Here is a 20,529-nt window from a genome sequence, read left to right as displayed (position 1 = left end):
GTACAGCCGTTTTGCTCTGTGCTGTCCGGCGAGTGCGAAATAAAGGTAAATCACCCGCCATTGCAGCCAGTTGAAGGTCATGTAACGGTGCCCCGTAGATCACTTCACGGGTGTGCGTCATTGGCCCGCTGGGCGCGGGCGCGGGTCCGCTAGGCGATGTGGTCTTCCATGAGCTCGTCATTGAGGCGGGCCGTGAACCGGTCCATGTAGGTGTTCAGTTCGCGGGACTGGAGCCGCAGTCCGTACGTCGCTTCGACGTTCGCCGCGAAGGCGCCGGGGGTGGGCATGCCCTCGCCCCCTATCGAGTACCGGAAGACCTCGTACAGCTCCTCGTCGGTGGGACCGGGGGCGGGGCCGGGAGCGGGGGCCGGCTCGGGGTGCTGCTCGGGGTGCTGCTCGGGTTCGGCCTGAGGCTGGGGCGCAGGGTAGCCCTGGGGCTCCGCCTGCGGGATGCCGTCGCCCAGCGGACGCGTGCCGCCCGCGCCGTTCGGGACCGGGAACTCCTGGAACTCGGCGTGCTCCGGGGCGGGGTCGACCGGCGGCTGCGCCTGTTCGGGGACGTGGGGCGCCGCCTGCTGAAGGCGCTCCTGCTCGGCGTACCACTCGTCGTACGAGACCACGGGCGCGTTCGAGGCGTTGTGGGCGGCGAACCAAGGGCTTTCGTGCTGGCCCACCGGGAGAGTCTCCTCAGGGGACGGCGGCGGTGTCGGGTCCTCCTGGGCCTGGTCCTGATCCTGGGCCTGGTCCTGAACCTGGACGGGCTCGGGGGCGGCGGCCAGTTGGGGCTGCTGCGGGCGGTCGGCGGCCTCCGGAGCCGCCGTGACCGCGGGGGCGGGCGGCAGCAGCACCGGTTCGATGCCGGCGGCCGCGAGGCCCGCGGGGGCCGTCTCCGAGAGCGGTACCCCGATGCGTGCGAGGCGCAGCGGCATCAGGGACTCCACCGGGGCCTTGCGGCGCCAGGAGCGGCCGAAGCGGGCCTGCAGGCGGGCCTGGTAGACGAGGCGGTCCTGCTCCAGCTTGATGACCTGCTCGTAGCTGCGCAGCTCCCACAGCTTCATCCGGCGCCACAACTTGAAGGTGGGGATGGGGGAGAGCAGCCAGCGGGTCAGCCGTACGCCCTCCATGTGCTTGTCGGCGGTGATGTCCGCGATCCGGCCCACCGCGTGCCGCGCGGCCTCGACCGCGACCACGAACAGGACCGGGATGACGGCGTGCATGCCGACGCCCACGGGGTCGGGCCAGGCCGAGACCGAGTTGAAGGCGATCGTGGCCGCCGTGAGCAGCCACGCCGTCTGGCGCAGCAGCGGGAAGGGGATGCGGAGCCAGGTCAGCAGCAGGTCGAGGGCGAGCAGGACGCAGATGCCCGCGTCTATGCCGATGGGGAAGAAGTACGAGAAGTCGCCGAAGCCCTTCTCGACGGCCAGTTCGCGTACGGCTGCGTACGACCCGGCGAAACCGATGCCAGCGATGACCACCGCACCGGCGACGACCACGCCGATGAGCATCCGGTGAGTACGTGTCAGTTGCATCGCGGCCACCCGCGGTCCCCTCCCTGATCTGTCTGTTGCGAGCGACAGCCTGGCACATGCGTGCGGTGGACTGTGGGGCGGTACGCCAGGAGCCCGGCCCCTCGGGGGGCCGGGCTCCGTCGACTTGCCTGCTCGTGGCGTGAGTTGAGCCGCTTTGAGCCGCGTGCGTTACGTGCGCTGCGTGCGCTACCTGCGCTGCGTCAGGACTTGTGGGTGCTCGCCTTGTCGCTCGTCTTGTCGCTCGCCTTGTCCTTCGACTTGCTGTCGTCGGACTTGGTGTCGTCGGAGTCGGCGTCGTCGGACTTGGAGTCGTCCTTCTTCGGCTTCTCGTCCGACTCCGGGGCCTTGCCGCCGCCCTCGTTGGCGGAGACGACCGAGGCCGCGGCCTCCTTCGCCGCCTTCTCGGCGTCCTTCGCCAGCTTGCCGGCGTCGGGGGTCTTGTCGCCCGCGAGGCCCGCGCCGTTGAAGTCGACCGTGATGACCGCGTTCTCGACGCGGGTCACGATCGTCTGCTGCTTGAAGGTGTCCTTGTCCTTCTTCAGGTCGTACCGCACGAGGGTCGCCTGCTCGCCGACGCCCTGGACCGGCTCCTCCTTGACGCTCTTGGCGTCCTTGGTGGCCTTGGCGTCCGCGACCTGCTTGGCGAAGTTGTCCTGCGCGCGCTTGGCACCGCTGCCGAGCGAGGAGTCCGAGTCGAAGCGCATCAGCGAGACGCGCAGCCAGCGGAACTGGGAGCCGTCCACGCCGTTGTTCTCCAGGCTGTCCCAGGAGCAGCTGCCGCGCAGGGCCAGGTCGCTGGACGTGCCCGCCTTGCCCGACTTGTCCTTCGCCTTCGGGACGAGCTCCTCGAGCGTCTTCTTCGACAGGACGTCGCAGGGCTCGGGAAGCTTGGCGTACGCGGCCTTCTCGACCTCCGGGGCCTTGTCGCCGTCGGCCTTGGCCGAGGCGGAGGCCTTCGTGCCCGAGTCCTTCTTGGCGCCGTCGGAGCCGGAGTCGGAGTCTGAGGAGCAGCCGGAGGCGACGAGGATCACCGGTACGGCGGCCGCGCAGACGAGAAGGCGGCTGCGGAGCTGTCGCTGTCGCTGTGCAGGTCGGTGCATGGTTCCTTCACTCAGTTCGTCTCGTGACGTCCAGTTCGTCTCGTGACGTCGTCGGGTCCGAGGGGCCACGGTACGCGTAAGCGACGGCGGGCGACTCCGCTTCGGGGGAGCCGGGCCCCCGTCCGCGTCCGCTCCGCCCGCCGCCTACTCGTCGAAGTCGCCGGCCAGGGTGTCGGCCAGTTCAAGGGCCTTGTCCTGCATTTCCTTGCTGTCGGGGACATCCGTGCGGCGGCCGGGCTGCTCGTCGTACTCGATGGTCACGATGACGTTCGACGTGCGGAACACCACAGTCACGGTGCGGTGACGGGTGGCGGACGCGGCGGTGGCGAGGGCGTCGTCCAGGAAGGCCTCGTCGCCGAGGTCGTCGAGGGCACGGGGCTCCAGGCCGGGGGGCGGCGTCGCGGGCTGGGTGGTGGCGTCGGCGGCCTGCTCGCCGTCCTTCTTGCCCTTGCCGTCGTCCTTCTTGCCCTTGTCGTCGTCGCTCGCGGCGGTCTTGGCGCTCTTGCCCCCCTGGGCCTTGTCGCCCGCCTCGGAGCCCTTGCCCTTGCCGGACTCTCCCGACCCCTTCGCCTTCTCCGACTCGTCCGACTTCTTGGGCTCGTCCGGCTCGTCCGGCTCGTCCTCGTCCGAGCCCGACGCGGCCGGCTCGGGGAGGTCCGCGTCCCGCAGCTTCGTCGCGTAGACCTCGGCGGCGCGGTCGTCGTCGCTGACTGTGCCGTCGTACGAGACGACGCGCTCGAAGTCGACGAAGAGGTGGTGGGAAGCGTCGGACGACTGGACCTTCCAGCGGCAGCCCACGCGCCGGTCGGTGTCGTACGTCACCGTGGGCGTGCCCTCGTACGCCTTGTCGCGCTGTTCGGTGTCCTCCATCTCCGCGATGCCGGGCAGCATCGCGTCGAGGGTGTCGCGGTCGAGCTCGCCGCACGGCTCGGGAAGCGTGCGGTACTTGCCGGGCTGGGCCGGGGCGGTCGAACTGCCGCCCTCGCCGGGCTTGGAGTCGTCGCTCTCGTCGCCGAGGCCCGAGCCGCCGCTGCAGCCGACGAGCAGCGCCGCGAGGAGCGCGGCGACACCGGGTACACAGGCCTTGGCCTTCCGCTGCACCGTGATGGCTCCTCTCGCGTGGTTCGCATGGTTCGCGTGGTTCGCTGGTTCTGCCTGGATATTCGGTTGCCGCCGGTGGGCGGCCGGTGGACACAATGTCTATCGCACGCGCTGCCGTGGATGCCGGTCCGTTACCCCTTTCGTTGACCTTGGCTCCGGTATTTGCGCTTCCGACTTGTGTTTGTTTTCGGGGGAATGAGGGCGAAATGTCGTACGTAGAGGTTCCCGGTGCGAAGGTGCCGATCCGGATGTGGACCGACCCGACGTCGGTCGAGGACGCGGCGATGCAGCAACTGCGGAACGTCGCGACGCTGCCGTGGATCAAGGGCCTCGCCGTCATGCCGGACGTCCACTTCGGCAAGGGTGCGACGGTCGGTTCGGTGATCGCCATGCAGGGCGCGGTCTGCCCTGCGGCGGTCGGCGTCGACATCGGCTGCGGGATGAGCGCCGTCAAGACGTCGCTGACCGCGAATGACCTTCCGGGTGATCTTTCGCGGCTGCGGTCGAAGATCGAGCAGGTGATTCCGGTGGGGCGGGGGATGCATGCGGATCCGGTGGATCCGGGGCGCTTCCATGGGGTGGCCACCGCTGGGTGGGACGACTTCTGGGGGCGGTTCGAGGGGGTTGCCGAGGCGGTCAAGTTCCGGGAGGAGCGGGCGGCCAAGCAGATGGGGACGCTCGGCAGCGGAAATCATCACCTAGAAATTTCGTTCGATTCCGGGGGTGCGGTGTGGCTTACGCTCCACTCCGGGTCCCGCAACATTGGCAAGGAACTCGCCGAGCATCACATCGGCGTCGCGCAGAAGCTCTCGCACAACCAGGGTCTTGTCGACCGTGACCTCGCGGTGTTCGTCTCGGACACCCCGCAGATGGCCGCCTATCGGAATGACCTCTACTGGGCGCAGGAGTACGCGAAGTACAACCGCTCGATCATGATGGGGCTCCTGAAGGACGTGGTCCGCAAGGAGTTCAAAAAGGCGAAGGTGACCTTCGAGCCGGAGATCAGCTGCCACCACAACTATGTGGCGGAGGAACGGTACGAAGGCATGGATCTGCTGGTGACGCGGAAAGGCGCCATCCGGGCCGGTACGGGTGACCTTGGGATCATCCCGGGATCGATGGGCACAGCTACGTACATCGTGAAGGGCCTCGGCAACGAGAAGGCCTTCAACTCGGCCTCGCACGGCGCCGGTCGGCGCATGAGCCGGGGCGCGGCGAAGCGGCGCTTCTCGACGAAGGACCTGGAGGAGCAGACGCGGGGCGTCGAGTGCCGTAAGGACTCGGGCGTCGTGGATGAGATCCCTGCGGCCTACAAGCCGATCGAGCAGGTCATGGAGCATCAGCGAGACCTCGTCGAGGTCGTGGCGAAGCTGAAGCAGGTCATTTGCGTGAAGGGCTGAAGCGCAGCCGGGGTGCCGCTGGTGCGACACCCCGGATTCCGTCAGCGGTCCTGCGGTTCAGGGGCGGGCATGGGGACCCGGCCGGTCTTGAGGCGCCAGAGGCGGGGCGAATCCACGTGGAGAGTGAGTCGGCGGCGGTGAGCTTGCGTGCCAGTGCGAGGCAGCCCGGGTAGTGCAGATCCGCAGCCAGCGCCTGGGCGTTCTCTTTCGTGTGGAGAACGTTGCAGATCCCGTCGCGGGCATTACGTTTGATCAGCCGCTCCGCTCCGCTCCGCTCCGGTCCGGTCAGTTGGCGTACGTAGCGGGCGAAGTGGACCCCCACGGCTGTGCTGAGCGTCATGCCGATGTCCCGCACGTTGATCTCGACGCTCAACTTGCCCTTCTGGTCGGCTCCTTGTCGAAGGTGCCCGTCGGCCTGCGAGAAGCCGAACATCAACCCGCATGGCGATAGGACGCGTTCACCGGTGTGGGTGACTCGTGACTCGTGACTCGCGACCTGCGAACGCGCGGAGCGGAACGCCTACTTCGCGTGCTTGACGGCGTAGATCATCACGAATGCCACCAGGTGGATGCCGAAGAGGAAGTACGCGAGGTACCACCACACCATGCGCTCGTTCTTCTTCTCCTCCTTGAGGCGGCGGGCCTCGTGCTCGTGCGTGAGGCGTTCGAGCGGGTCGGGGGAGTCGGCGGAGTACGCGGGGGTGCCGGGATCGTCGCCGGGGAGGCCCATCGTCACGACTCCCTGTGGACCTTGGTGTTGGACGCCTGAGCGCGCGGGCGGACCACCAGGAGGTCGATGTTGACGTGCGGCGGGCGCGTGACCGCCCAGGTGATCGTGTCCGCCACGTCGTCGGCGGTGAGCGGTTCGGCGACGCCCGCGTAGACCTTCGCGGCCTTGTCGGCGTCGCCGCCGAAGCGGGTCAGCGCGAACTCGTCCGTCTTGACCATGCCGGGGGCGACCTCGATCACGCGGACCGGGGTGCCGACGATCTCCAGGCGGAGGGTCTCGGCGAGGACGTGCTCGGCGTGCTTGGCGGCGACGTAGCCACCGCCGCCCTCGTACGTGCCGTGCCCGGCGGTCGAGGAGAGGACGACCACCGTGCCGTCGCCGCTCGCGGTGAGCGCGGGGAGCAGGGCCTGGGTGACATTCAGGGTGCCGATGACGTTCGTCTCGTACATCTGGCGCCAGTCGGCGGGGTCGCCGGTGGCGATGGTGTCCGCGCCGAGCGCGCCGCCCGCGTTGTTCACCAGGACCGCAATCTTCTTGAAGGCCGTCGCGAAGGTGTCCACCGCGGCGCGGTCGGTGACGTCCAGTGCGTACGCGACCGCGTCGTGCCCGGCCTCGTTCAGCTCGGCGGCGAGGGCCTCGATGCGGTCCTTGCGGCGCGCGGTGAGCACGACGCGGTAGCCGGCGGCGGCGAGGCCGCGGGCGGTGGCGGCACCGATGCCGCTGCTCGCGCCGGTGATGATCGCGATGCGGGTGGCGGCGGCGGTCATGGGGCGCTCCTCGGGCAGGCGGATCCGGTGCGGTACCGGTGGGATCGGTTCACCGGCCAGGATATGCGTGCGATTCAGCGGCCTCGCGGCGCGTACATGATCAGGGCCATTCCCGCGAGGCAGATCAGCGCTCCCACGACGTCCCACCGGTCCGGCCGGTAGCCGTCCGCGACCATGCCCCAGGCGATCGAACCGGCGACGAAGATCCCGCCGTACGCCGCGAGGATGCGGCCGAACTCGGCGTCGGGCTGGAGCGTGGCCACGAAGCCGTAGACGCCGAGCGCGATGACGCCGGCGCCGATCCAGGCCCAGCCCTTGTGCTCGCGCACTCCCTGCCAGACGAGCCAGGCGCCGCCGATCTCGAAGAGCGCGGCGAGGACGAAGAGAGCGGCGGAGCGGGCGATCAGCATGGTCATCAGGGTGGCATGTGAGGTGTTCGGGGGGTTGATATGGGGTGTTGTGGCATATATCGGGGCGATGGTCCGGCGGTCCGGTGGGCCGGCTGGTTTGTGGGTGTGCGGGTGGAGGTTGGAGTGCGGGTTCCTCTTTTGGCTCGTGTGAGTGCGTACGTCGGTGTCGGCGCTGTCGCGTTGGGTGGGGTGCTCTGTGGGGGTGTTGCCGTGGCCGAGCCCGTCGCGCCCGAGGCCGTCGCGCCCGAGCCCATCGCGCCCGAGGCCGATGTCGCCTTCCACGGCGACGTGTCCCTGTACGACGGGACTGTCCGGGTCCGCTTCGTGCCGCGGAACCACGGGCCCTCCGACCTCGACGGCGTCACGGTGCGGCTGCGCTGGTCCGTGCCGCTGGTGGACGGGCAGGCGCTGCCCGACGGGTGTCTGCGCTCGGAGCCGCGGACCGTGCTGTGCCGTACCGGGGCGCTGGACGCCGGGAGTGTGGGGGAGCCTGTCGACGTCGTGGTGCGGCTCCAGGGCGTGCCGGGCGGGGTCGGTGAGGTGGGTGTGCGCATCGGGACCGCGTGGAACGGCGGGGCCGTCGACCACAATCCCCGGAACAACGAGCACGCGGTGCTGGCCCTCGACACCGGGGACACCTATTACTTCTGAGGGGCGCTTCTGAGGGGGGCTTCCGAGGGGGGCTCGGCCCCCGCCCCGGAGGGGCTACCTCGCGGTCAGGGTGAGGCGCCAGTCGTTGCAGGGGTGCCAGTTGCCCTTGGGGTACTCGATCGTCGCCTCGCCCCGCAGGGTGAAGCCCGCCTTGCGGCACACCGCGTTCGACGCCCCGTGATCCGTCGCGGGGAAGGCGTGCAGGTGGGCGTGGCGGCCCGCCGCCCTCGCCTCCTCGATCACCAGCCGCGCGGCGCCCGCCGCGATGCCCATGCCCTGGAACTCGGGCAGGACGCCCCAGCCGGTCTCCCAGACCGTCTCGCCCTGCCAGGTCGTCTCCCAGTACCCGATCGAGCCCGCCGTCCGGCCGTCCAGTGTGACGCGGAACATCTGGCCCTTGGCGTCGAGGGCCAGATAGCGGCGGTGGCGGTCCACGACCTTCTCGTGGGTCTCGGGGCCGCCCAAGTGCTCTGTCATCTCCGGGGTGTTGAGGCGGAGGAGGAGGTCGAGGCCGTCCTCCGGCCAGGGCTCCAGACGGATCGTCGGCTGCGCGTGCGAAGGCTCCATGCCCTCACGCTAGAGGGAGGGTCTGACAATGCCGGGAGCGAGCGGGGCGGGCGAGGGGAATATGTCCGGCCCCGCCCTCGTTCCGTAGGTGTAGTTGAATGATCAACCACCTGTGGAAGTGAGCCAGCCATGCAGTTCGGGATCTTCAGCGTCGGCGACGTCACCGCCGACCCGACCACCGGTCGTACCCCGACCGAGGCCGAGCGCATCAAGGCCATGGTCGCCATCGCGCTCAAGGCCGAGGAGGTCGGACTGGACGTCTTCGCGACCGGCGAGCACCACAATCCGCCCTTCGTGCCCTCGTCCCCGACCACGATGCTCGGCTACATCGCCGCCCGCACCGAACGGCTCGTCCTCTCCACCTCGACCACCCTCATCACCACCAACGACCCGGTGAAGATCGCCGAGGACTTCGCGATGCTCCAGCACCTCGCGGACGGGCGGGTCGACCTGATGATGGGGCGCGGCAACACCGGGCCGGTGTACCCCTGGTTCGGCAAGGACATCCGCCAGGGCATCAACCTCGCCGTCGAGAACTACGCGCTCCTGCGCCGGCTCTGGGACGAGGACGTCGTGACGTGGGAGGGCAAGTTCCGTACGCCGCTGCAGTCGTTCACCTCGACGCCCCGGCCCCTGGACGGCGTCGCCCCCTTCGTCTGGCACGGCTCGATCAGGTCCCCGGAGATCGCCGAGCAGGCCGCGTACTACGGAGACGGCTTCTTCCACAACAACATCTTCTGGCCCGCCGACCACACGAAGAGGATGGTCGAGCTCTATCGGCAGCGGTACGCGCACTACGGGCACGGCACTCCGGAGCAAGCCGTCGTGGGGCTTGGCGGGCAGGTCTTCATGCGCACGAACTCCCAGGACGCCGTGCGGGAGTTCAGGCCCTACTTCGACAACGCACCGGTCTACGGACACGGGCCCTCGCTGGAGGAGTTCACCGCGCAGACCCCGCTGACCGTGGGCTCCCCGCAGCAGGTCATCGAGCGGACCCTGTCCTTCCGCGACAACGTGGGCGACTACCAGCGGCAGTTGTTCCTGATGGACCACGCCGGGCTCCCGCTGAAGACCGTCCTCGAACAGCTCGACATCCTCGGCGAGGAGGTCGTCCCCGTACTGCGCGAGGAGTTCGCCAAGAACCGTCCGGCCGGTGTGCCGGAGGCGCCCACGCACGCCCTGCGCGTGGCCGCGGCCCAGGAAGGAAGCCCGGCCCAGGAAGGAAGCCCGGCCCAGGAAGGAAGCCCGGCCCAGGAAGGGGTGTCGGCATGAAGCTCGTCGTCGTGTCCGCGGGGCTGAGCGTGCCCTCGTCCACCCGGCTCCTCGGCGACCGGCTCGCGGCCGCCGTCGGTCGACGCGCCGAGACGGACGTGGAAGTCGTCGAACTGCGCGACCTCGCCGTCGAGATCGCGCACGGCCTCACCACCGGCTTCCCCGGCCCCGCCCTGGGCGCCGCGGTCGACGCGGTGGCGGGCGCCGACGCCCTGATCGCCGTCACGCCGGTCTTCTCCGCCTCCTACAGCGGTCTGTTCAAGTCCTTCTTCGACGTCCTGAGCGGGTTCGAGCGGGACGCGCTCGTCGGTACGCCGGTCCTCGTGGCCGCCACCGGCGGCAGCGCGCGGCACTCCCTCGTCCTGGACCACGCACTGCGGCCCCTCTTCGCCTATCTGCGGGCCGTCGTCGTGCCGACCGGGGTGTACGCGGCGTCCGAGGACTGGGGCGCCGAGGGGCTGGAGGAGCGGATCGAGCGGGCGGCGGGCGAGCTCGTCGGGATCGTGCGGCCTGCCGGGGCGGTGCGTAACGAGGTCGGCGTCGTCCCCTTCGAGCAGCAACTTGCCTCGTTGCGAGGGGAGTAGGGAGGGTGGTCGGCCTTGAAGTTCGTTCCACGAACTAATATCGTTCGTGGAACGAACTAGCTTCCCGTCCCGTTCGACGGGTCGACGGGCTTGCTGTCACTGGGGGTTGGGAACATGAGTCGTACTGTCGCGGTCATCGGCGGAGGCTACGGCGGCGCCGCGGTAGCCAAGGCGCTGGACGAGGAGGCCGACGTCGTCCTCGTCGACCCCAAGGACGCCTTCGTCCACGCGGCCGGCTCGCTGCGCGCCCTGGTCGCGCCGGAGTGGGCGGGCAACATCTTCTTTCCGTACGACGGACTCCTCCGGCGCGGCAGGGTCGTGCGCGACCGTGCCGTCGGAGTCGACTCCGACGGTGTCACCCTGGCCTCCGGCGGCCGGGTGGACGCCGACTACCTCGTCCTCGCCACGGGGTCCGGCTACCCGTACCCGGCGAAGACCGACACCGACGTCGCCGCGGAGGCGCTGGGGCGGCTCCGGGCCACGCACGAGGAACTCTCCGGCGCCGAGCGGGTGTTGATCGTGGGCGCGGGGCCCGTCGGCCTTGAGCTGGCCGGTGAGATCAAGGCCGTGTGGCCGGACAAGGGCGTGGTCGTCGTCGACCCCGCCGACCAGCTGGTGCCCGGCTTCGACGCGGCCATGCGGGAGGATCTGCTCCGTCAGCTCGAAGGCCTGGGCGTCGAGTTGCGGCTCGGCACCGCGCTGGCCGAAGAGCCGCCGAGCGAGCCGGGGCAGGCGAAGGAGTTCACCGTCGGCACGACCGACGGGGGCGAGGTCGGCGCCGACATCTGGTTCCGCTGCTACGGAGTGCGCGTCGACAGCGGCTATCTCGACGGCGTCCTGGCCGCGGCGCGCACCCCCAAGGGCCAACTCCGCGTGACCGAGGCGCTCAACGTCGAGGGGCACCGCCACATCTACGCGCTCGGCGACCTCACCGACCTCGCCGAGGCCAAGATGGCCGGGTACGCCATGAAGCACGCCGAGGTCGTCGCCGAGAACATCAAGGCCCAGCTGCGCGGCGAGGAGCCCGCCGCGCGCTATCTGCCCTCGCCCGTCCCCTCGGTGCTGCTGCCGCTGGGCCCCACGGGAGGGGTCGGCCAAGTGCCGGGCCCCGACGGGGTGTCCGTCCTGCCCGCCGAGACCGTCGCCCAGTACAAGGGCGCGGATCTGTTCACCGGGCGGTTCGAGGAGCTGTTCGGCGTCGAGGGGCCTCGGAACTGATCCCCTCGGGGCGGCCCGGCGGTCCTTAGGACTTGGCCCCCTGCTCCTCCATGAAGACCGCAGGCACTTCGTTGTCCCGCACGACGCGGGCAAGGAGCTCCGTGAGCGTGCCGCGGTCGCTCGCGCCCAGGCCTGCCGGCAACGCTTCGATGCGTCGGCAGGTCTCGGTGTAGAAGTCGTCGGCGAGGCGGCTGCCGTGCTCGGTCAGCGCGACGCGGATCGCGCGGCCGTCCAGCGGGTCGGGCTCGCGGCGCACCAGGCCGTGCTGGGCGCTGCGGTCCACCAGACCGGTGAGGCTGGACTTGGCGAGGCCGAGCATCGCGCCCAACTCCCGCATGCCGTACGGCTGGATCATCAGGACGCAGAGCAGCTGTCCCTGCTGCGGGGTCAGGCCGTACTCCCTGCCGGACTCGGCGTACACGGCGTTGACCAGGAACGCGGAACGGACCAGTGCGGTAGCGACACCCATCGGTTCGTTCACGGATTTCCCCATGCCGTCAGCGTACGGCAGCCGGAAAGCCGTGTGAGGTGCCGGACCGGATCATGTGAGGTGCCGGACCGGATCATGTGAGAGGTCGGTCCGGATCACGTGAGAGGTCGGGCCGGTATCACGTGAGGAGTCGGGCCGGATGAGGGGTCAGGGCCAGACCAGGCAGTACGCCTGATGCCCCGCGTCGTGCAGACGGTGGCTGAAATCCTGCCACTCGTGCAGGAGTTGGTAGACGTTGAAGGCGTCGCGCGGGCCGCCGCGGTCCGGGACGGTCGACCATATGAAGGCCGCGGCGCCGACCGATTCCTCGCCGATGCCGCGCAGCGGGTCGACGACGGTCATGGGGAGCTTCACCACGGCGTAGTCGGGGTGGAGGACGACCAGCTCCAGCGGGGGGACCTTGTGCAGGGGTATGCCCTCGATGCCGGTGAGGACCATCGCGGCCATCGTCTCCGGCTTGATCTTCGTGAACATGCCGCCCATGCCGAGCTCGTCACCGCCGAGCTCCTCGGGCCGCATCGAGATCGGCACACGGGCGGCGGTCGCGCCGTCCGGGGCGCCGAAGTACTTGTACGTCACCCCCACCCCGCCACTCCTGCTGCTCGCCCGGTCCCGCCGGGACTCACCGGATCCGCCACGCGGCTGCTCGGGCGTCTGTGCCGGATCCGCTTCCGCCTCGCGTCGGTGCTTGCCCCGCCGGGCACGCCGGGGGCCCAGGCCGTCGGTCCCCTCGCCCAGTCCGCCACCGCGATGCATATCTCCACCCGACTGCTTTTCCAGGGCGGCAGAGCCCTGTCTTTTCTAGGCCTCGCGGCCCCCGCCACGCAACCCGATCATCGTGTCAGTGACCTCCCCCACGGTCACCCTCTAAAACGTGGAGTGAAACACCTGTCCGCAGGATGTCCGGACCCTCTGACACCATGGCTCGTGTGAGCTTCCCGTATAGCGCCCCAGTTTCGCAGACTCTTTTCGACCGTGCGGCGGCCGTGACGCCCGGCGGTGTGAACTCTCCCGTGCGCGCGTTCCGCGCTGTGGGTGGTACGCCCCGTTTCATGGTGTCCGGTACCGGTCCGTACCTGACTGACGCCGACGGCCGTGAGTACGTCGACCTCGTGTGCTCGTGGGGTCCGATGATCCTCGGACACTCCCACCCCGAGGTGACGGCCGCCGTGCAGGAGGCCGTCGCGCGCGGCACCTCCTTCGGCACGCCCGGCGAGGGCGAGGTCGCGCTCGCCGAGGAGATCGTGGCCCGCATCGAGCCCGTGGAGCAGGTGCGGCTCGTCTCCAGCGGCACCGAGGCGACCATGTCGGCCATCCGTCTGGCCCGCGGCTTCACCGGCCGCGCCAAGGTGATCAAGTTCGCCGGGTGCTACCACGGGCACGTCGACGCCCTGCTCGCCGCCGCCGGTTCGGGCGTCGCCACCTTCGGCCTGCCCGACACCCCCGGCGTCACCGGCGCCCAGGCGGGCGACACGATCGTCGTTCCGTACAACGACCTGGAAGCGGTGCACGAGGCCTTCCACACGTACCCCGGTGAGATCGCCTGCGTGATCACCGAGGCGTCGCCGGGCAACATGGGCGTGGTCCCGCCGGGCCCCGGCTTCAACGAAGGCCTCAAGGCCGCCTGCGCCAAGAACGGCGCCCTGTACATCTCCGACGAGGTCATGACGGGCTTCCGTACGTCGAAGGCCGGTTGGTTCGGCGTCGACGGCGTCGCGCCCGACCTGATGACCTTCGGCAAGGTCATGGGCGGCGGCTTCCCGGCCGCGGCCTTCGGCGGCCGCGCCGACGTCATGGCGCACCTCGCCCCGGCCGGTCCCGTCTACCAGGCGGGCACGCTGTCCGGTAACCCGGTCGCGACGGCCGCGGGCCTCGCGCAGCTGCGGCTCCTGGACGACGCCGCGTACGAGAAGGTGGACGCCGTCTCCGCGCAGCTGCGCTCGCTGGTGACGGAGGCGCTCACCAAGGAGGGCGTCGCCCACCGGCTGCAGAACGCGTCCAACATGTTCTCCGTCTTCTTCACCGAGCGCGAGGTGCGCAACTACGAGGACGCGAAGGCGCAGGAGTCCTTCCGCTTCACCGCCTTCTTCCACTCGATGCTGTCGCAGGGCGTCTATCTGCCGCCCTCGGCCTTCGAGTCCTGGTTCGTGTCCACCGCTCACGACGAGCGGGCCATCGAGCGGATCGCCGCCGCCCTGCCGGGTGCCGCGCGCGCGGCCGCGGAAGCCACGGAGGCCACCGCATGACCGGCACCCCGGCGGGCGAGGAGCTGACCGTCGTCCATCTGATGCGCCACGGCGAGGTGCACAACCCGGAGGGGATTCTGTACGGGCGCCTGCCCGACTACCACCTCTCCGAGCTCGGTCGGCAGATGGCCGACCGCGTCGCCGAGCACCTCTCCGGGCGCGACGTCACGCATGTCGTGGCCTCCCCCCTGGACCGCGCCCAGGAGACGGCCACGCCGATCGCCAAGGCGCACGGCCTGGACCTCGCCACGGACGGCCGGCTCATCGAGGCGGGCAACGTCTTCGAGGGCAAGACCTTCGGGGTGGGCGACGGCGCGCTGAAGAACCCGGAGAACTGGAAGCACCTCGTCAACCCCTTCAAGCCGTCCTGGGGCGAGCCGTACATCGAGCAGGTCGTGCGGATGATGGGCGCCCTGGACGCGGCGAAGGACGCGGCCCGCGGGCATGAGGCGGTGTGTGTCAGCCACCAGTTGCCGATCTGGATCGTGCGCAGCTTCGTGGAGAAGCGGAGGCTGTGGCACGACCCGCGCAAGCGGCAGTGCACGCTGGCCTCGCTGACCACGTTCACTTATCGCGGCGACAAGATCGTCTCGGTGGGATATACGGAACCGGCCCGCGATCTCGTGCCCGCACATCTTCTCGCGGGCGCCAAGCCGGTGAAGGGCAAGGACAAGGCGTTCGGCGCCTGATAATCCCGCGCATTGCCGACGTGAACAATCGCGACGTGGGGTAATCGCGTCGCGACTGTATGTCCCTTGCGGGTAAAAGCTCATAAATATGTGCGACTTGTCGGAACCCCCGTGTTCGTCGCGCCCTCTAAGTGGTTGTCCGTCTTGCATGGCAGATGCAGCGGTACGGACCCAGGGGCGCGACGAATGGGGATGGAATGCGCGACATCAGCCGCAGGGGAATGCTCGGTCTCGGAGCCGGTGCGGCCGCCGCCTTCGGGCTCGCGGCATGCGGCACCGGGGGTGACGGCGATGCGTCGGGGCCCGCGGAAAAGTCCAAGGACGGGCAGCCCGGCGCCGAGCGCCCGGCCAAGCCGATCGGTGACGGGTCGACCGCCTTCACCGGCAAGCAGCCCCACCAGCCGGACAAGCCGGTGCCGCTGGAGCCCGGTCAGACGCCTCCGCAGTTCGTCGTCTTCTCGTGGGACGGCGCGGGCGAAGTGGGGAACGGACTGTTCCCGCGCTTTTTGAAGCTCGCCAAGGAGCACGAAGCGCACATGACGTTCTTCCTCTCCGGGCTTTATCTGCTCCCGGAATCCAAGAAGCGTCTGTACCGTCCGCCGAACAACGCCGTCGGCGCCTCCGACATCGGCTATCTCACCGACGGTCACATCAAGGAGACGCTGAAGTACGTCCGCGAGGCATGGCTCGACGGCCATGAAATCGGCACGCACTTCAACGGGCACTTCTGCGCGGGCACGGGTTCCGTCGCCAACTGGACGCCCGCGCAATGGCAGGACGAGATCGACCAGGCCAAGTCCTTTGTGAAGAAGTGGCGTACGAACACCGGCTGGACCGATCTGCCGTCGCTTCCCTTCGACTACGACAAGGAACTCGTCGGCGGCCGCACGCCTTGTCTGCTCGGCCAGAACAATCTGCTGCCGACGGCGAAGAAGCTCGGCTGGCGCTACGACGCGTCCTCGCCCGGCGGCCGCCAGCGCTGGCCCGAGAAGAAGATGGGCATCTGGGACCTGCCGCTGCAGGCCGTGCCCTTCCCCGGGCACTCCTTCGAGGTCCTGTCGATGGACTACAACATCCTCGCCAACCAGTCGAAGAACTCCACGAAGGCGCCGCCGGCCAACTACCCGGGCTGGCGCAAGCAGGCCACCGAGGCCTACATCTCCGGCTTCAAGCGGGCCTACGAGTCCAACCGCGCGCCGTTCTTCATCGGCAACCACTTCGAGGAGTGGAACGGCGGCATCTACATGGATGCCGTCGAGGAGGCCCTGAAGCACATCGCGGGCAAGAAGGACGTACGCCTGGTCTCCTTCCGGCAGTTCGTCGACTGGCTCGACGTGCAGGACCCGAAGGTCCTCGCCGCGCTCCAGGGCCTGGAGGTCGGACAGCAGCCCGCGGGTGGCTGGAAGGGCCTCGGAAAGGCCGCCTGAAATGGGATCTTCCGCAACCGCGGGGGGTGCGGAAGATCCCCGAAACGGGCATGCGAAACTTTTCACATGAGTGCCGCCTGCCGCGCCCCCGAGACCGCGAACCGCAGCCGTAGCCGCCGGATCGGCGGCCGCCGCGGCCGTGTGGCCCTGCTCTCCGCGGGAGCCGCGGTCGGAGCGCTGGTCCTTACCGCGTGCGGCTCCGGCGGCACGTCGGGCGGCGGCGGCAACACCAACTTCGTGGCCGGTTCCGATGGCATCGCCACCGCCAAGAAGGCGGACCGCAAGCCGCTCCCGGAGCTCGACGGCGAGACGCTCGACGGCAAGCAGCTCCACCTCGGCAAGGCCTACAAGGGCAAGATCCTCGTGATCAACGTCTGGGGCTCCTGGTGCGCGCCGTGCCGGGCCGAGGCACCCAACTTCGTGAAGGTCGCCGCCGACACGAAGGCCAAGGGCGTCGAGTTCGTCGGGATCAACACCCGGGACCCCGAGCGCGGCCCGGCCATCGCGTTCGAGAAGGAACACAAGGTCACCTACCCGAGCGTGTACGACCCGACGGGCAAGCTGATGCTGCGCTTCCCCAAGGGCACGATGAACCCGAACTTCATCCCCTCGACGCTCGTCGTCGACCGTGACGGGAAGATCGCGGCCCGCTCGCAGCAGCCGCTGAACGAAGAGAAGCTGCGGAAGATGATCGACCCCGTGCTCGCGGAGAAGTGATGTCGACGCTCGCGGCCATCACGGGTCCGAACCAGACCGTCCTGAGCGGGGCCCTGCTCCTCGCGATCCCGGTCGCGGTGCTCGGCGGGCTCGTCTCCTTCTTCTCCCCGTGCGTGCTGCCGCTCGTGCCCGGCTATCTGTCGTACGTGACCGGGGTCAGCGGCCAGGATCTCGGCGAGGCCCGGCGCGGCCGGATGGTCGCCGGTGCCGCTCTCTTCGTGGCCGGCTTCACCGTGGTCTTCGTCTCCGCCACCGTCTTCTTCGGGGCGATCGGGCGCACGCTCAAGGAGCACCAGAGCACCATCAACAGCGTGCTCGGCGTGGTGATGATCGTGCTCGGACTCTTCTTCATGGGGCTCATGCCCTGGCTCACCCAGCGCGAGTTCCGCTTCCACAAGCGCCCCTCGGTGGGTCTTGCCGGTGCCCCGATAGTCGGTGCCCTCTTCGCCGTCGGCTGGACGCCGTGCATCGGCCCGACGCTCTCCTCCGTCCTGCTGCTCGCCACCGACGGGGGCAACCCGCAGCGCGGCGCGCTGCTGGGCATCGCCTACTCCCTCGGGCTCGGCATCCCGTTCATCCTCGCGGCCGTGGCCTTCCGCAAGGCGCTCGGCGCCTTCGGGTGGATCAAGCGGCACTATGCGTGGGTGATGCGGATCGGCGGCATCATGATGATCGCGACCGGCCTGCTCCTCGTCACCGGTGCGTGGGACAGCATCATCCAGGAGATGCAGGTCTGGACCAACAGCTACACGGTGGGGATCTGATCCATGAGCAAGACCGAAGCCCCTGAAGAGCAGAACGAACAGAGCGAGCAGAGCGAACTCGGCGCGGCCGGCGCGCAGCTGTCGACCGCTCCCAAGGAGGAGACGCCCCATCTCCCCTCGCTCGGCGTCATCGGCTGGGCCCGCTGGTTCTGGCGGCAGCTCACCTCGATGCGGGTCGCGCTGATCCTGCTCCTGCTGCTCTCGCTCGGCGCGATCCCTGGCTCGCTGATCCCGCAGAACAACGTCGACGAGCTCAAGGTCCAGGACTTCATGGACCGGCACACGACGCTCGGGCCGATCTACGAGAAGCTGCAGCTCTTCGACGTCTACAGCTCGGTGTGGTTCTCCGCGATCTACATCCTGCTCTTCGTCTCCCTCATCGGCTGCATCGTGCCCCGCACCTGGCAGTTCGTCGGCCAGCTGCGCGGCCGTCCGCCGGGCGCGCCCAGGAAGCTGACGCGCCTGCCCGCGTACACGACGTGGCGCACCGAGGCCGAGCCCGAGCAGGTGCACGAGGCCGCGCTCGCGATGCTCAAGGAGCGCCGCTTCCGCTCGCACACCGTCCCCGCCGCGGGCTCCGGCTCCAGCGGTTCGGTCGCCGCGGAGAAGGGCTATCTGCGCGAGGCCGGCAACCTGATCTTCCACATCTCGCTGATCGTGATGCTGATCGCGTTCGCCGCCGGGCAGCTGTTCAAGTCCGAGGGCGGCAAGCTGATCATGGAGGGCGACGGCTTCTCCAACACGCTCAGCCAGTACGACGACTTCAAGTCCGGCAGCCTCTTCGACACCGAGGAGCTGGCGCCGTTCAGCTTCAGGCTCGACGACTTCGAGGGGACGTACGAGAAGTCGGGCCCCAACCGCGGCACCCCCCGCACCTACCGGGCCAAGGTCAGCTACAGCGAAGGCGCCGACGGGCCCGAGAAGAAGAAGACCATCGAGGTCAACAAGCCGCTGGAGATCGACGGCTCGAAGGTCTACCTCATCGGCCACGGCTACGCCCCCAAGGTCACCGTCCGCGACGGCAAGGGCAAGGTCGTCTACTCGGCGTCCGTCCCGCTGCTGCCCATCGACCAGAACGGCACCGCGACCGGCGCCATCAAGGTCATGGACGGCTACCGCGACAAGGACGGCAAGCCGGACCAGCTCGGCTTCAACGCCTTCTTCGTGCCGACCTTCGCGGGCGCGGGCAAGGGGCAGATGTTCTCGCAGTTCCCCGCCCCCGAGTACCCGGTGCTCGCGCTCTCCGCCTACCACGGCAGCCTGGGCGTCAACGCGGGCGTCCCGCAGAACGTGTACCAGCTCGACACCCGCAAGATGCAGAAGTTCAAGGACAAGAACGGCGACCTGCTCAAGCAGCGGATGCGGCCGGGCGAGACCATGAAGCTGCCGAACGGCGCCGGGTCGGTCACGTACGAGAAGGAGCTCAAGGAGTGGGCGACCTTCCAGATCTCCCAGGAGCCCGGCTCCGTGTGGGCGCTGGTCGGCGCGGTCGCCGCGATCGTCGGCCTCGCGGGCTCCCTGTTCATCCAGCGCCGCCGCGTGTGGGTGCGTGCGGTGAAGGGCGCCGACGGCGTCACCGTCGTGGAGATGGCGGGCCTCGGCCGCAGCGAGTCCGCGAAGCTCCCCGAGGAACTCGCCGACCTCGCCGCCCACCTGCACGAGAAGGCGCCCAGCGCGCCCGACCCCGACCCCGATGTTGTTGTTCCTGCCGAAGGGGCTGAGAAGTGAATCTCGCCACCACCCTGGCCGCCGAACCGAACGAGGGCCTCGCGCACATCAGCAACGTGCTGATCTACTCCGCGATGGCCGTCTACCTCCTGGCCTTCTTCGCGCACATGGCGGAGTGGCTCTTCGGCAGCCGCAGCAAGGTCGCCCGCACCGCCGCCGCGCTCACCCCGAGCAAGGCCGCGGCGAAGGCGCCCGAGGTCGCCGTCCAGGCCAAGGGCGGCACCGCCACCCTGGAGCGGCCGAAGGTCGTCACGCGGTCCGTCGCCGGAAGCCGTGACGTGCCGGACGGGCCCGGGGCCGCGGCGGGCGACGAGAAGGGCGACCTCTACGGCCGCATCGCGGTGTCCCTCACCGTGCTCGCGTTCCTCCTGGAGTTCGGCGGTGTGCTCACCCGCGCGCTGTCGGTGCAGCGGGCGCCGTGGGGCAACATGTACGAGTTCAGCATCACCTTCTCCACCGCCGCCGTCGGTGTGTACCTGGTGCTGTTCGCGCTGAAGAAGAACATCGCCTGGCTCGGCCTCCCGCTGGTCACCACGATCCTGCTCGACCTCGGTCTCGCCGTCACCGTCCTGTACACCTCCAGCGACCAGCTGGTGCCCGCCCTGCACTCGTACTGGCTGTGGATCCACGTCTCGACGGCGATCTTCTGCGGTGCGGTCTTCTACGTCGGCTTTGTCTCGACGATGCTCTACCTCTTCCGGGACAGCTACGAGACCAAGCTGCAGAGCGGCGGACAGCCCGGCAAGTTCGCCTCGTCCGTCATGGAGCGGCTGCCGTCGGCGGCCTCGCTGGACAAGTTCTCCTACCGCCTGAACGCCGCGATCTTCCCGCTGTGGACGTTCACGATCATCGCGGGCGCGATCTGGGCGGGCGACGCCTGGGGCCGCTACTGGGGCTGGGACCCCAAGGAGGTCTGGTCCTTCATCACCTGGGTCGCCTACGCCTGCTACCTGCACGCGCGCGCGACCGCGGGCTGGAAGGGCCGCAAGGCCGCCTACCTGGCGCTCATCGCGTTCGGCTGCTGGCTGTTCAACTACTACGGCGTGAACATCTTCGTCACCGGCAAGCACTCGTACGCCGGCGTCTGAGCCCTGGGCTCTGAGCCCCCGGGGGCCCAACCCCCGTACCGCCGTTGCCGC

The 20,529-nt window shown here is 69.3% G+C and carries 22 protein-coding genes; 12 read left to right on the top strand and 10 right to left on the bottom strand.

Going from position 1 to position 20,529, the window contains the following annotated elements:
- Positions 1–149: 149 nt before the first annotated feature.
- The 3 genes from AB0B50_RS40630 to AB0B50_RS40620 form a co-directional block, all read right to left on the bottom strand.
- Positions 150–1,529 (bottom strand): DUF2637 domain-containing protein, encoded by a 1,380-nt coding sequence (locus AB0B50_RS40630; RefSeq protein WP_362341761.1) that lies wholly within the window; start codon positions 1,527–1,529, stop codon positions 150–152.
- Positions 1,530–1,729: 200 nt separating this feature from the next.
- Complete coding sequence (locus AB0B50_RS40625; RefSeq protein WP_362341758.1) at positions 1,730–2,629, bottom strand: DUF3558 domain-containing protein; 900 nt, start codon at positions 2,627–2,629, stop codon at positions 1,730–1,732.
- Between the two features lie 144 nt (positions 2,630–2,773).
- The gene (locus AB0B50_RS40620) at positions 2,774–3,730 is read right to left on the bottom strand and encodes a DUF3558 domain-containing protein (protein WP_362341757.1); all 957 of its coding nucleotides are present in this window, start codon (positions 3,728–3,730) and stop codon (positions 2,774–2,776) included.
- Positions 3,731–3,936: 206 nt separating this feature from the next.
- Between AB0B50_RS40620 and AB0B50_RS40615 the strand changes: the two genes are divergently transcribed.
- Entirely contained in the window at positions 3,937–5,130 is a 1,194-nt protein-coding gene (locus tag AB0B50_RS40615) for an RtcB family protein (RefSeq protein ID WP_362341850.1), read from the top strand.
- Here AB0B50_RS40615 and AB0B50_RS40610 read toward each other — a convergent pair.
- From AB0B50_RS40610 to AB0B50_RS40595, 4 genes are all read right to left on the bottom strand, one after another.
- Positions 5,111–5,563 carry a hypothetical protein gene (locus tag AB0B50_RS40610; protein ID WP_362341754.1) on the bottom strand — a complete coding sequence of 151 codons (453 nt, stop codon included), beginning with the start codon at positions 5,561–5,563 and terminating at the stop codon, positions 5,111–5,113. The two genes, AB0B50_RS40615 and AB0B50_RS40610, sit on opposite strands and share 20 nt — an antisense overlap.
- An 87-nt stretch (positions 5,564–5,650) precedes the next feature.
- Entirely contained in the window at positions 5,651–5,860 is a 210-nt protein-coding gene (locus tag AB0B50_RS40605) for a hypothetical protein (RefSeq protein WP_362341847.1), read from the bottom strand.
- A 2-nt stretch (positions 5,861–5,862) separates the two neighbouring features.
- On the bottom strand, positions 5,863–6,627 hold the full coding sequence (locus AB0B50_RS40600; protein ID WP_362341751.1) for an SDR family NAD(P)-dependent oxidoreductase: 765 nt from the start codon (positions 6,625–6,627) through the stop codon (positions 5,863–5,865).
- Positions 6,628–6,701: 74 nt separating this feature from the next.
- Positions 6,702–7,037, bottom strand: a complete 336-nt coding sequence (locus AB0B50_RS40595) for a YnfA family protein (protein WP_362341844.1) — start codon at positions 7,035–7,037, stop codon at positions 6,702–6,704.
- A gap of 210 nt (positions 7,038–7,247) precedes the next feature.
- Between AB0B50_RS40595 and AB0B50_RS40590 the strand changes: the two genes are divergently transcribed.
- Positions 7,248–7,688, top strand: coding sequence for a hypothetical protein (locus tag AB0B50_RS40590; RefSeq protein ID WP_362341749.1), 441 nt, complete (start codon positions 7,248–7,250; stop codon positions 7,686–7,688).
- Positions 7,689–7,742: 54 nt separating this feature from the next.
- On the opposite strand, the gene AB0B50_RS40585 is transcribed toward AB0B50_RS40590, so the two are convergent.
- Positions 7,743–8,255 carry a GNAT family N-acetyltransferase gene (locus AB0B50_RS40585; protein WP_362341746.1) on the bottom strand — a complete coding sequence of 171 codons (513 nt, stop codon included), beginning with the start codon at positions 8,253–8,255 and terminating at the stop codon, positions 7,743–7,745.
- A gap of 129 nt (positions 8,256–8,384) precedes the next feature.
- On the opposite strand from AB0B50_RS40585, the gene AB0B50_RS40580 reads away from it, so the two are divergent.
- The 3 genes from AB0B50_RS40580 to AB0B50_RS40570 all read left to right on the top strand — a co-directional run bounded on the left by AB0B50_RS40580 (position 8,385) and on the right by AB0B50_RS40570 (position 11,329).
- Positions 8,385–9,527, top strand: a complete 1,143-nt coding sequence (locus tag AB0B50_RS40580) for an LLM class flavin-dependent oxidoreductase (protein ID WP_362341743.1) — start codon at positions 8,385–8,387, stop codon at positions 9,525–9,527.
- Positions 9,524–10,111, top strand: coding sequence for a CE1759 family FMN reductase (locus tag AB0B50_RS40575; RefSeq protein WP_362341740.1), 588 nt, complete (start codon positions 9,524–9,526; stop codon positions 10,109–10,111). The genes AB0B50_RS40580 and AB0B50_RS40575 overlap by 4 nt, the downstream gene beginning before the upstream one ends.
- 114 nt (positions 10,112–10,225) lie before the next feature.
- Entirely contained in the window at positions 10,226–11,329 is a 1,104-nt protein-coding gene (locus AB0B50_RS40570) for an FAD-dependent oxidoreductase (RefSeq protein ID WP_362341737.1), read from the top strand.
- Positions 11,330–11,354: 25 nt separating this feature from the next.
- Here the strand turns inward: AB0B50_RS40570 and AB0B50_RS40565 are convergent, their stop codons facing one another.
- A complete protein-coding gene (locus tag AB0B50_RS40565; RefSeq protein ID WP_362341841.1) occupies positions 11,355–11,798 on the bottom strand; it encodes a MarR family winged helix-turn-helix transcriptional regulator in 444 nt (147 codons plus the stop codon).
- Between the two features lie 168 nt (positions 11,799–11,966).
- The gene (locus tag AB0B50_RS40560; protein ID WP_016640275.1) at positions 11,967–12,404 is read right to left on the bottom strand and encodes a hypothetical protein; all 438 of its coding nucleotides are present in this window, start codon (positions 12,402–12,404) and stop codon (positions 11,967–11,969) included.
- 335 nt (positions 12,405–12,739) lie between these two features.
- Between AB0B50_RS40560 and hemL the strand changes: the two genes are divergently transcribed.
- The 7 genes from hemL to ccsB all read left to right on the top strand — a co-directional run bounded on the left by hemL (position 12,740) and on the right by ccsB (position 20,478).
- Complete coding sequence (gene hemL, locus AB0B50_RS40555) at positions 12,740–14,065, top strand: glutamate-1-semialdehyde 2,1-aminomutase (protein WP_362341734.1); 1,326 nt, start codon at positions 12,740–12,742, stop codon at positions 14,063–14,065.
- Complete coding sequence (locus AB0B50_RS40550) at positions 14,062–14,754, top strand: histidine phosphatase family protein (RefSeq protein WP_362341732.1); 693 nt, start codon at positions 14,062–14,064, stop codon at positions 14,752–14,754. Before hemL ends, AB0B50_RS40550 begins: the two co-directional genes overlap by 4 nt.
- A gap of 197 nt (positions 14,755–14,951) precedes the next feature.
- Positions 14,952–16,181, top strand: a complete 1,230-nt coding sequence (locus AB0B50_RS40545; RefSeq protein ID WP_362341729.1) for a hypothetical protein — start codon at positions 14,952–14,954, stop codon at positions 16,179–16,181.
- A gap of 66 nt (positions 16,182–16,247) precedes the next feature.
- Positions 16,248–16,898: a TlpA disulfide reductase family protein gene (locus AB0B50_RS40540; RefSeq protein WP_362341726.1), complete on the top strand. Its 651-nt coding sequence runs from the start codon at positions 16,248–16,250 to the stop codon at positions 16,896–16,898.
- Positions 16,898–17,662 (top strand): cytochrome c biogenesis CcdA family protein, encoded by a 765-nt coding sequence (locus AB0B50_RS40535; protein WP_362341722.1) that lies wholly within the window; start codon positions 16,898–16,900, stop codon positions 17,660–17,662. Before AB0B50_RS40540 ends, AB0B50_RS40535 begins: the two co-directional genes overlap by 1 nt.
- Positions 17,663–17,665: 3 nt before the next feature.
- On the top strand, positions 17,666–19,390 hold the full coding sequence (locus tag AB0B50_RS40530) for a cytochrome c biogenesis protein ResB (protein ID WP_362341719.1): 1,725 nt from the start codon (positions 17,666–17,668) through the stop codon (positions 19,388–19,390).
- Positions 19,387–20,478 (top strand): c-type cytochrome biogenesis protein CcsB, encoded by a 1,092-nt coding sequence (gene ccsB / locus AB0B50_RS40525; protein ID WP_362341716.1) that lies wholly within the window; start codon positions 19,387–19,389, stop codon positions 20,476–20,478. Before AB0B50_RS40530 ends, ccsB begins: the two co-directional genes overlap by 4 nt.
- The last annotated feature ends 51 nt before the right edge of the window (positions 20,479–20,529 follow it).

It is taken from the genome of Streptomyces sp. NPDC041068 (assembly GCF_040647455.1).
Classification (GTDB): Bacteria; Actinomycetota; Actinomycetes; order Streptomycetales; family Streptomycetaceae; genus Streptomyces.
The sequence above is the reverse complement of the archived record's forward strand: the minus strand, read 5'-3'. Positions and strand labels throughout refer to the sequence as shown.